A 616-nucleotide genomic window follows, 5' to 3' on the forward strand; every position below is an offset into this window, starting at 1 on the left:
GCTTTGATTGATAAAGATGTGACTGAACAGCAGGGTATTGATGATGCCATGATTGCGCTAGACGGCACAGAAAACAAAGAGAGCCTTGGTGCGAATGCTATGCTAGCAGTGTCACTTGCAACTGCCAAAGCGGCTGCCAAGTCACAGAATCTGCCATTGCATCAGTATATTGCTAACTTGCGTAATCAGACGTCGTTGACCATGCCTGTGCCAATGATGAACATTCTAAACGGTGGCGAGCACGCGGACAATACCGTTGATATTCAAGAGTTTATGATTGAGCCAGTTGGCTTTACCAGCTTTTCAGAAGCGCTGCGTGCCGGAACAGAGATTTTCCACAGCTTAAAGTCTGTGTTGAAATCACAAGGCTTAAATACCGCTGTCGGCGATGAAGGTGGTTTTGCACCGAACCTACGTAGTAACGAAGAAGCCATCACGGTCATTATGCAAGCGATTGAGCAAGTCGGTTATAAAGCTGGCGAAGATATCCATCTTGCGCTAGATTGTGCGGCTAGTGAATTTTACAAGAACGGTCAATACGTCTTGGCAGGCGAAGGTAATAAAGCCTTTGATAGCCAAGGGTTCTCAGACTATCTCGTTGGGCTGGCGCGTCAGT

Annotated in this window: 1 protein-coding gene; it reads left to right on the forward strand. The window is 47.1% G+C overall.

The annotated features are described in order from the left end of the window. Window positions 1-616: phosphopyruvate hydratase family protein (locus tag ACS8FC_RS18880; RefSeq protein WP_459112989.1), on the forward strand; the 616-nt coding region annotated here is incomplete at both ends.

The sequence above is a fragment of the Psychrobacter sp. 1Y4 genome (genome assembly GCF_051847555.1).